Below are 10,835 nucleotides of genomic sequence, written 5' to 3'. Positions count from 1 at the left end.
TTAATTAATAATATAGATAAGGATATAAAGTAAAATTAGTATTAATAAACTAAATAATTTTTAGATTTTATTGTATAATGTTTGTATAAGATAAAATAATTTATAATTACTATTATAAAAAATTTGTTTTTACTATTTACAATAAGAGGTAAATTTTAATTAGGTAAATAGATTATAAGATTGTTAAATTTCAGGAGTAGGAGATGTTAATGATGAATCTTGCGAATAAGCTTACAGTGCTAAGAATAATGTTAGTTCCAATATTCTTAATATGTGCAATGCTTGATANNNNCTTTGGAAAATTCATGGATCCTCTAGCAGACAAGCTTTTAGTTACCTGTGCTCTAATACTTTTAGTTGAAAAAGGAATTGTTGTAGCATGGGTAGTAGTTGTAATAATTGCCAGGGAATTTATAGTATCAGGATTAAGGACATTAGCTGCTTCACAAGGCGTGGTAATAGCTGCAAGTAATTGGGGAAAGCTGAAGACTGTAATTCAGATGATAGCTATCATAATGGGACTATTATCTCTAGTATATAATCCAGGGTGGCTTAATATTACAACCCAGGTTACGATATACCTAGCAGCTGCTATAACTATTGGATCTGGAGTGGATTATTTTATTAAAGGAAAAGATATTATAAATATTAATGAATAATGTTTATAATTCTATAACTATGTCAAAAATGGTAAAGAGTTCCTTGAAAGAAATTTAAAGGAACTCTTTACTATAACACTTGACCTGATAAATTAAATACTATATAATAAATATATAAGAACTATTGTTCGTAATGGAAGGATGTGAACCCTAAAGGGGAATTTATGAATAACGATAAATTAAAAGCATTAGAAGCAGCTATGGGTCAAATAGAAAAGCAATTTGGTAAAGGCTCAATAATGAAATTAGGGGAAGAGAGTACTTTAAATATAGACTGCATATCTACAGGATGTTTAGGGCTAGATATTGCACTGGGAATTGGCGGAGTTCCAAGAGGAAGAATAATTGAGATTTTTGGACCAGAATCCTCTGGTAAAACCACTGTAGCTTTACATGTAGTTGCAGAAGCTCAAAAGAACGGTGGTTGTGCAGCATATATAGATGCAGAACATGCCCTTGATCCAGTTTATGCAAAGGCATTAGGCGTAGACATAGATAACTTAATAGTATCTCAACCAGATACAGGTGAGCAGGCTCTTGAAATTACAGAAGCCTTAGTTAGATCTGGTGCAATAGATATAGTAGTTATAGACTCTGTTGCTGCCTTAGTTCCAAAGGCTGAAATTGAAGGTGAAATGGGAGATGCCCATGTAGGTCTTCAAGCTAGACTTATGTCTCAAGCTTTAAGAAAACTTACAGGTTCTATAAACAAATCAAAGTGCTCTACTATATTTATAAACCAATTGAGAGAAAAAGTTGGAATTATGTTTGGAAATCCAGAAACGACTCCAGGAGGAAGAGCTCTTAAATTCTATGCCTCTGTGAGAATTGATGTAAGAAAGATAGATACTATTAAACAAGGAGAAACCTTCTTAGGAAATAGAACTAGAGCTAAGATAACTAAAAATAAAGTTGCACCACCATTTAAACAATCAGAATTTGATATTATGTATGGTGAAGGAATATCTAGGGTTGGGGATATATTAGATATTGGTGTTAAAGAAGAAATTGTCCAAAAAAGTGGCGCTTGGTTTGCCTACGGAGACGTAAGACTAGGCCAAGGAAGAGAAAATGCTAAAAACTTCTTTAAGGAAAACCCAGAAATTGCCAATGAAATAGAAAATAAAATAAGAGAGAAGTACTCTTTGCCATTAAATAACAATTCAGTAAAAGTTGAGAATAAAGTAGAAGAAAATTAAATTACTTTATTAAATCGGATAAAAGATATATAAAGCTTTAAGTAAAAATATATAACTTAAGCTTTATATATCTTTTTTAATTAAAATTTTAAATATTGTGTATGAAATATACAAATAAATGTATAATTAAAGTATGCGATATTTTAATGGAAAAATTAAAGGTGATATTCTAATTAAAAATTTTTTTTAAAAGGTTCAAGCTGAGCCTAAGAGCTAAGTTGAGAGAATTTGTAGTATTTAGTAATAACCTTGACAATGATGTTAAAGTAATATAAAATGAATACAAATACTGGTTTAATATAAGAGGAATTGAATAGAATATGCACCTTTTCGAGCTTTCATTTTACTGCTAATATATGTCATAAAAAAAGCAAAGGAGGTGTTGGAAATTGACTGAACCAAGTCAAATTATTTTAATAATAGCTATTGCGCTAGTTGTTTGTTTAGTCGCTATTTTTGTTTTTATTTATACAAGAAAGAATATATCTTTAGCTAATGTATCTAAATCAGAGGAAGATGCTAAAAAGATTTTAGGTGAGGCACAAAAAGAAGCAGAATCTAAAAAGAAAGAAGCAATCCTTGAAGCTAAAGAAGAAGTGCATAGATTAAGAGCTGATTTTGATAAAGAGTCCAGAGAAAGAAGAAATGAAATTCAGCGATTAGAAAGAAGGGTTCTTCAAAAAGAGGAAACTTTAGATAAGAAAACCCTATCAATAGAAAGAAAAGAAGAAGTATTATCTAAAAAACAACAAGAGGTTGAGACATTAGAATCAGGAATACAAGAATTATATAATAGTGTAAGAGAAGAATTACAAAGAGTAGCAGGATTAACCTCAGAAGAAGCAAAGCAAATACTATTAGACGAAGTAAAAAAAGAAATTAAACATGAAACAGCAATAATGATTAAAGAAATTGAAGCTAAAGCTAAAGAGGAAGCCGATAAAAAGGCAAGAGAAGTTATAACATATGCTATACAGAGATGTGCAGCAGACCATGTAGCTGAATCTACAGTACATGTTGTATCACTTCCTAACGATGAAATGAAGGGAAGGATTATTGGGCGTGAAGGCAGAAATATTAGAGCCCTTGAAACTTTAACTGGAGTTGATTTAATAATAGATGATACTCCGGAAGCTGTTATTCTTTCAGCTTTTGATCCTATTAGAAGAGAGGTAGCTAAAATTGCCTTAGAAAAACTAATAGTTGATGGAAGAATACACCCAGCAAGAATTGAGGAAATGGTTGAAAAAGCGAAAAAAGATGTTGAGAATGACATAAGAGAAGAGGGCGAGCAAGCCACCTTCGAAACTGGTATCCATGGATTACATGTGGAAATAATCAGACTTTTAGGAAGATTGAAATATAGAACTAGTTATGGTCAAAATGTATTAAAACATTCTATAGAAGTTTCATACTTAGCAGGTCTTATGGCGTCAGAGCTTGGAATGGATCCTACCATGGCAAAAAGGTGTGGATTATTACATGATATCGGTAAAGCTGTAGACCATGAAGTAGAAGGACCACATGCACTAATTGGTGCTGAGTTAGCTAAAAAATGTCATGAATCTCCAATAGTTGTAAACGCTATTGCAGCTCATCATGGAGATGTAGAGTATCAATCTCTAGAAGCAGTACTAGTTCAAGCAGCAGATGCTATATCAGCAGCTAGACCAGGTGCTAGAAGAGAAACTCTAGAAGCCTATATAAAAAGATTAGAAAAATTAGAAGAAATCGCAAACTCATATGAATGTGTAGAAAAGTCATATGCAATTCAAGCCGGAAGAGAAATCAGAATTATGATTAAACCAGATGATGTTGATGATGCAGGTGCTATTGAAGTGGCTAGAGATATTGTGAAGAAAATAGAATCAGAACTAGAATATCCAGGTCAAATAAAGGTTAATGTTATCAGAGAAACAAGAGCAGTAGAATATGCAAAGTAAAATTAGGTAATGAAAAAGGTGAGTCTCCTATTTAATAGGAGGCTTTTATTTTGTCCATTATTTTAAGTGAAACTATAATTTGCAATAATCTAAAATTGTATTTTCAATAAAAGGAATTTTCAATTAAATGTAGAAATAATATATAGGATTCTAATAATATTAGTTTAATAAGTAGTAATAGTAGTAGGAGGTTTAATATGGAAGTATTAAAAGTTTCAGCAAGATCTAATCCTAATTCAGTAGCAGGAGCCTTGGCAGGAGTACTAAAACAAAGTAGTGGGGCAGAAATTCAAGCTATAGGAGCAGGAGCAATCAATCAAGCAGTAAAGGCTGTAGCTATAGCTAGAGGATTTGTAGCACCTAGTGGAATGGACTTGGTTTGTGTACCGGCATTTACAGATGTAGAAATTGATGGGGAAGAAAGAACTGCAATTAAATTGATAGTACAATCTAAAAATAATTTTTAGGTTATAAAGACATGAAATTAAAATATAATTTCATGTCTTTAGTCTTTATATGTAGGTAAATAAGTTTCAGAACTTTGGACAAATGTTATAAAAAGTTAGTATGTAAATATAAAAAATGAGAATAATAATAGTAAGTTAAAATTACCATATAATCTTTACACTATATAGAATAAGTGGTATTATACAGATATGAAGTATATCTTTCATATCAAGTTCTAATGCATTTTAAAATTCATTAGATGTAGAATATCCAACTCGTTTATTATATTTTTGAGGATATAATTGAATGAAAAGGTTTAAATAATATTTCTTTTATTTGGATAGTTTTAATTATTTTATATTGTAAAGAATAAATATTAATGGGGGTAGTTATAATGATGCTATCAAAAAAAGCAATGGAAATTTCACCATCACTTACATTAGCAATTACAGCAAAGGCTAAAAAGATGAAAGCAGAGGGGATTGACGTTATAGGCTTTGGTGCAGGAGAGCCAGATTTTAATACTCCGAAAAATATACAACAAGCTGCTATAAAGGCAATTGAAGCAGGTCAAACAAGATATACAGCGGCTTCAGGTATAATTGAATTAAAGGAAGCAGTTGTAAATAAGTTTAAAAAAGATAATAACTTAACTTATAAAACTTCTCAAATTATTATTTCAACAGGAGCTAAACAATGTTTAGCAAATATTTTTCAAGCTATATTAAACCCAGGAGATGAAGTTTTAATAGGTGCTCCATATTGGGTTAGTTATCCAGAACTTGTACAATTGGCTGATGGAGTTCCAACTTTTGTTGACACAGAAGAAAGTAATTCTTTTAAACTAACAATTGAATCTTTAGAAAAAGCAGTAACTGAAAAAACTAAAGCTATGATACTAAATAGCCCTAATAATCCAACTGGAACAGCTTATACGAAAGAAGAGTTAGAGAAAATTGCAACTTTTGCACAAAAACATGATATAATAATTATATCAGATGAAATATATGAAAAACTTTTATATGGAGAAAGTGGTCATATTTCTATAGCAAGTTTATCTGAAGATGCTTATAATAGAACAATAGTAATAAATGGGGTTTCAAAAGCTTATGCTATGACTGGATGGAGAATTGGTTATGCAGCAGCTAGTGAAAAAATAACTTCATTAATGTCAAACATACAAAGTCACACTACTTCAAATCCATGTTCAATATCTCAATATGCATCTGTAGAAGCTTTAAATGGAGATCAAAGCGAAGTTGAAAAAATGAAGCAGGAATTTAAAAAGAGAAGAGATTTTATGGTAGATAAAATTAATTCTATAAATAACTTATCCTGTGTTAAACCAGAAGGTGCATTCTACGTTATGGTAAACATATCAAAGGTATTAAATAAGGAAGTGGATGGAAAGATTATAAAAGACTCTCTTACATTCAGTGACCTACTTCTTGAGAAGGAGAAGGTTGCAGTAATACCTGGTATTGCTTTTGGAGTAGATGATTTTATAAGATTATCTTATGCTACATCTATGGAAAACATAGAAAAAGGATTGAATAGAATAGAAGACTTTGTTAATGGCATAAAATAATTTCTCGTAAATGAGGTGATAATATGCTAACAAAGGAAATAATCATTAATAGTCCACAGGGATTGCATGCAAGACCAGCAACTTTATTAGTTCAAAAGGCTACTACTTTTAAGTGTGAAGTTACTATAGAATGTAATGGTAAAGGAGCTAATGCAAAAAGTCTCATTGGAGTATTATCCTTAGGAGTTAATAAGGGATATACAGTAAAAATTATAACTAATGGAACTGATGAGGAACTTGCACTTACAGAAATCATTTCTACTGTAGAAGGATTATAATTCAAATAAAAGAACTGCTTAGGCGGTTCTTTTGTTCTATAGTAGATTTGTAAAGGAGGAGGATTTTATGAATGAAATAATATTACATAGTAAAAAGGAACTTTATTTAGAAAAAAATAAACATTTTATTCAATGCTTCCTAGATATTAAAGGTGGAAGAAGTAAATATACAGCCATTAGCTATGAGAAAGATATAAAGGATTTTTTTAATAAGTCAGATGTAACTGATATAAGTATAGAACATATAAGAGAAATAAATATATTTCACGTTCAAAAATTTATCCTGGATTTGCAAAATAAAGGATTATCTTCTTCAACTATTAATAGAAAGATATCATCTCTTTCTGCTCTTTATAAGTGGCTTATGAAATATGAAGATAATTACAGTGATATAAGAATTATTAAATTTAACCCTTTTGCTAATGTGAAGGAAGAAAAGCCTATTGTAACTAATAAAGTTACAGAATTTTTGACTGAGGAAGAAAGTAAGATTTTGCTGGGAAGTATTGATACTACAAGTGTACTAGGACTTAGGAATAAAGCTATATTAGCCTTAGCACTCACCACTGCACTAAGAAAATCAGAAATGATAAATATAAAAATATGTCATATAAAAAAGTATGGAGAATATGATGTTATAGAAGTTACTAGAAAAGGAAATAAAAAAGATTTAGTAAAGCTTCAACCTAAGGTGAAAAGTTTAATTGAGAAATATATTTTAGTTACAGGAAGAGATAAAGAAGAGTTTAGCAATAACTATTTATTTATAGGACACTCCTCTAATAATAGAAATGGAGAGAAGTTAAATCCTAGTACTTTAAACTATATGCTTAAGAATATATGTAGTAAGTGCAATATAAATAAAAAATTAAAAGTTCATTCCACAAGACATACAGCTATAACCATGGCAATTACTCAAGGGGCCACCATAGAAAAAGTTAGAGAATTTGCAGCTCATAGTAGTATTGCTACTACCAATAGATATGTTCACTCTATAGACAAGCTTAAAGATAATCCAGGAGATAATATGGATATAATATAAAGATATAGGAATTTATTAGAGGCTAAAGGCATACATTTTTAATGTAATATAAAAAATGGAGGTATGTTCATGGCTTTTGATAATGAATATGAATTTGTACCCTTGGCGCCTATGACACATAATTCTTTGCCCGATGAAATGAAAGATTTCATATCTGTATGTGGTATGATGGGAATAATGCCAAGAAATAATTTTATACATCCAATGCAGAAAGAGCTGGCTCAAGTTATAGATTTAAAAGAAACTAATGAGGACATAGATATTCCTGCTGAGACTTATTTAGATGAAGACTTTGAAGATGATGTAGAGAGATATGTACAGGAGAATGAAAATAGATTACTGAAAGACTTTGATGATGAAAAAAACTTTAATTCTACACAGGTTCCATCAAAAGAAGATAATGATGAAGAACTTATGAGAATAGAAAAAGTTATTAAATCCATAGAAAGAAATAATCTAGGAATATTTAAATTTTTAGAAGTTAATGGAATGCCTTATGAAAAGGCAAAAAAATTTATTAGAAGAATAGTAAGACTATCAATTCGTTATAATGAATAACATGAATAAAAAAATCGACTATGTCGATTTTTTTAATTTTTATAATAAATTATATAGTAATATTTATCCCTAATTATATATATAAATTAATAGGACAGATTATTTTAAGATTTAAATTTTAAATTAATGTTTATTAATTAGAAATGGGGGTATAAAATGAAGTACACAAGATACAATATTAAATCTAAACCAAAGAGTAGTAACAGTTTTTTATTTTATTTAGCTATAACTTTACTTTTGGCATTACTATTAGGAACTTTTATATTTAAATTTGTACTTAAAGACTCAGGTAAAATAGGCTTTATTAAAGGTATAGATATGAATAATTCTGAACAACAACAAAATAGCGGTAAAGTGCCTGATAAAAGTGAAGTAAAGGAAGAAGGAAATTCAACTGGAGTAAAGGAAGAAAAAGCTGTGTCAGAATATAATTTTTATATACTACAGTGTGGTGTATTTAAAGTTAAAAGTAATGCTGATGAAACTTTAAATAAATTATCAGCCTTTGGTAATCCTTTTATAGGGCAAGAGGGAGAGCTATCTAAGGTATATTTTGGAATGTATTCTGATAAAAATATAGAAAATGGAGCTTCAATATTAAAAGAAAAGGGAATAGATAATACTAAAGTAACTATAAACATACCTATGGAAGATAACTCTACAAAACAATTTTGTGAAATTGTAGATAGTTTGTTGCAAGTAGTAAATAAAACTTCAGAAAGTGGTGTAAAATCTATTAATACCAGTGAACTTAAAAAGTGGATAGATGGATTGGAGAAAATAGATGAGAACATGAAACAATATAATGAAGTTAATTCTTTGAAGGAATATATAAAGGCTCTTCCAGATGAAGTAGATAAAAATAAGGATGGAGAAGTACTAAAATATGTCTATGACCAGCTAATAAAGTTTAAAAAATAAGGTATATATTATTTTTAATAAGTTGATATAAGGCTATCTGTGAACAAAAGTTCACAGATAGCCTTAATTTATAAAAAAAGTTTAAAAAATTTGTTATAGTCTTGTGTAAAAAAATATTAAATGTTACACTATATTAGATATAAAATGTTATATTGATTAATACAAATGGTATATTGCAGATTTTAAATATACTGGGGGATGTTTTTTTATGGGAAAATCATATAAAACCGCTAAAGAGTATGTATTTATAACTCTTCTGGGGGCTATTTCTGGAAGCTTTATTGGAGAATTTTTAGGAAATACTTTTAAAGCCTTAGATTTTTTAGGAAAAAACTACTTTATAGGATTAAAAAATCCTTTAGTCATTGATTTAAAGGTCTTAGAATTAACTTTTGGACTAGGATTTGGCCTGAATTTAATGGCTATAGTAGGTATGGTTTTAGCAATAGTATTATTTAAGAGATTCTAGGAGGAAGTTATGGAGATAGTATTAGCTTCTGCATCACCAAGAAGACAGGAATTATTAAAAAGGTTAGTAGATAATTTTAAAATAGAGATTAGTAACTTTGATGAGGATTCTGTTGAATTTCAAGGTGATATAGATAAACATGTGTGTGATTTAGCTGAAGGAAAAGCTAGAAATATTTTGAATAAAGTGCAGAAAGATAGTATTGTCATAGGCTGTGATACTGTAGTATATTTAAATGGGAAAATTCTTGGAAAACCAATAAATGATAAAGATGCATTTGAAATGCTAAGTTCACTCAGTGTAAATGTACATAAAGTTTATTCCGGGCTAGTTTTAATAAACAGCAAAACCAATGAATTAATAAGAAAAAGTGTTTGTACTGAAGTTAAATTTATGAACCTATCTGAGGATATGATACTTAGGTATATTGAATCGGGTCAATGTAATGGTAAAGCTGGTGCCTATGGAATACAAGATAATGCTGCTATTTTTGTGGAAAATATTAATGGCTGTTATTACAATGTAGTAGGATTGCCTTTAAATACTTTATATTTATCACTAAGGGAGATGGGGGTAAATCAATAAAGGAGTTAGTTTATGAACTATAAATTAAAGATTAAAGATTTACCTAAAAATGAAAGACCTAGAGAAAAAATGTTAAGGTATGGGGCAGAATACCTGTCTAATTCTGAACTTTTAGCCCTTATATTGAGGACTGGAACAAAGGAAGATAGTGTTTTAAATCTATGTGATAGGTTATTATCTCATTGTGGAGGCATAAATGGAATTTCCAGCCCCAGTATTAATGATTTAAAGCAGGTAAAAGGAATAGGGGAAGTTAAAGCTACTCAAGTTTTAGCCCTTGCAGAGCTAGCTATCAGATTTAATTCTTTTAAATCCGGTGAAGAGCATATTGTAAGTAGTCCTAAAGATGTGTCTAATTATATGATGAGACAAATGAAGGGTTTAAAAAAAGAATATTTTAAGCTAATTATGTTAAATACTAAAAACATAATTATATCAGTTAAAGATATTTCTATAGGAAATTTAAATAGTTCCATTGTTCATCCGAGAGAAGTCTTTATAGAAGCTATAAAGCTTAGTAGTGCATCAGTGATATTGTGTCACAATCATCCATCAGGTGATCCAACACCTAGCAAAGAGGATATACTAATAACTAAAAGACTAAAGGAGTGTGGAACATTACTAGGAATTGAAGTTTTAGATCATATTATTATTGGTAATGAAGCTTATATAAGCTTAAAAGAAAAAGGTATTTTATAGATTGAGAGGAGAGTTTTTATGGGTTTTTTTGGAAGTTCTAGAGACATTGGAATAGATTTAGGAACTGCAAACACATTAGTATATATTAAAGGAAAGGGTATCGTACTTAGAGAACCTTCCGTTGTAGCAATAAATAAAAATACAGGAAAAGTTTTAGCAGTAGGTAATGAAGCTAAAAATATGATAGGTAGAACACCAGGAAATATTGTAGCAATAAGACCAATGAAAGATGGAGTTATAGCAGATTTTGATGTGACTGAAAAAATGCTTAGACATTTTATTGAAAAAGTTGGAGGTAAAAATTCCTTTAAAAGTCCAAGAATCATAGTTTGTTTCCCATCTGGGGTAACTGAAGTAGAGAAGAGAGCAATTGAAGAAGCAACTAAGAGTGCTGGAGCTAGAGAAGTTGGATTATTAGAGGAACCAATGGCAGCGGCTATAGGTGCT

At 29.8% G+C, this 10,835-nt stretch carries 13 protein-coding genes; all 13 read left to right on the top strand.

Annotation, left to right across the window (positions count from 1 at the left end):
- The first annotated feature begins 212 nt into the window (after window positions 1–212).
- Window positions 213–659 carry a CDP-diacylglycerol--glycerol-3-phosphate 3-phosphatidyltransferase gene (pgsA, locus tag B2671_RS00160; protein ID WP_346868579.1) on the top strand — a complete coding sequence of 149 codons (447 nt, stop codon included), beginning with the start codon at window positions 213–215 and terminating at the stop codon, window positions 657–659.
- A 164-nt stretch (window positions 660–823) separates the two neighbouring features.
- Window positions 824–1,858, top strand: coding sequence for a recombinase RecA (gene recA / locus B2671_RS00155; RefSeq protein WP_346868578.1), 1,035 nt, complete (start codon window positions 824–826; stop codon window positions 1,856–1,858).
- A 389-nt stretch (window positions 1,859–2,247) separates the two neighbouring features.
- Window positions 2,248–3,801: a ribonuclease Y gene (rny, locus tag B2671_RS00150; protein ID WP_051823775.1), complete on the top strand. Its 1,554-nt coding sequence runs from the start codon at window positions 2,248–2,250 to the stop codon at window positions 3,799–3,801.
- Window positions 3,802–3,998: 197 nt separating this feature from the next.
- A complete protein-coding gene (locus tag B2671_RS00145) occupies window positions 3,999–4,268 on the top strand; it encodes a stage V sporulation protein S (protein WP_346868577.1) in 270 nt (89 codons plus the stop codon).
- Window positions 4,269–4,642: 374 nt separating this feature from the next.
- Entirely contained in the window at window positions 4,643–5,836 is a 1,194-nt protein-coding gene (locus tag B2671_RS00140; protein ID WP_346868576.1) for a pyridoxal phosphate-dependent aminotransferase, read from the top strand.
- Window positions 5,837–5,859: 23 nt separating this feature from the next.
- Window positions 5,860–6,114: an HPr family phosphocarrier protein gene (locus B2671_RS00135; RefSeq protein WP_346868575.1), complete on the top strand. Its 255-nt coding sequence runs from the start codon at window positions 5,860–5,862 to the stop codon at window positions 6,112–6,114.
- Window positions 6,115–6,181: 67 nt separating this feature from the next.
- Window positions 6,182–7,156, top strand: coding sequence for a tyrosine-type recombinase/integrase (locus B2671_RS00130; protein ID WP_346868574.1), 975 nt, complete (start codon window positions 6,182–6,184; stop codon window positions 7,154–7,156).
- 69 nt (window positions 7,157–7,225) lie between these two features.
- Window positions 7,226–7,714 carry a hypothetical protein gene (locus B2671_RS00125; RefSeq protein WP_346868573.1) on the top strand — a complete coding sequence of 163 codons (489 nt, stop codon included), beginning with the start codon at window positions 7,226–7,228 and terminating at the stop codon, window positions 7,712–7,714.
- Between the two features lie 156 nt (window positions 7,715–7,870).
- Window positions 7,871–8,635 carry an SPOR domain-containing protein gene (locus tag B2671_RS00120; RefSeq protein WP_346868572.1) on the top strand — a complete coding sequence of 255 codons (765 nt, stop codon included), beginning with the start codon at window positions 7,871–7,873 and terminating at the stop codon, window positions 8,633–8,635.
- 208 nt (window positions 8,636–8,843) lie between these two features.
- On the top strand, window positions 8,844–9,104 hold the full coding sequence (locus B2671_RS00115; protein WP_035128757.1) for a DUF4321 domain-containing protein: 261 nt from the start codon (window positions 8,844–8,846) through the stop codon (window positions 9,102–9,104).
- Between the two features lie 9 nt (window positions 9,105–9,113).
- Window positions 9,114–9,689, top strand: coding sequence for a Maf-like protein (locus tag B2671_RS00110; protein WP_346868571.1), 576 nt, complete (start codon window positions 9,114–9,116; stop codon window positions 9,687–9,689).
- A gap of 12 nt (window positions 9,690–9,701) precedes the next feature.
- The gene (gene radC, locus B2671_RS00105; protein WP_346868570.1) at window positions 9,702–10,388 is read left to right on the top strand and encodes a RadC family protein; all 687 of its coding nucleotides are present in this window, start codon (window positions 9,702–9,704) and stop codon (window positions 10,386–10,388) included.
- A gap of 18 nt (window positions 10,389–10,406) precedes the next feature.
- Window positions 10,407–10,835 (top strand): rod shape-determining protein (locus B2671_RS00100; protein WP_346868569.1); only part of this gene is annotated, 429 nt, incomplete at its 3' end.

It is taken from the genome of Clostridium sp. UBA5119 (assembly GCF_002414285.1).
GTDB lineage: Bacteria > Bacillota > Clostridia > Clostridiales > Clostridiaceae > Clostridium_J > Clostridium_J sulfidigenes.
This window is presented reverse-complemented; position numbering and strand designations above follow the sequence as displayed.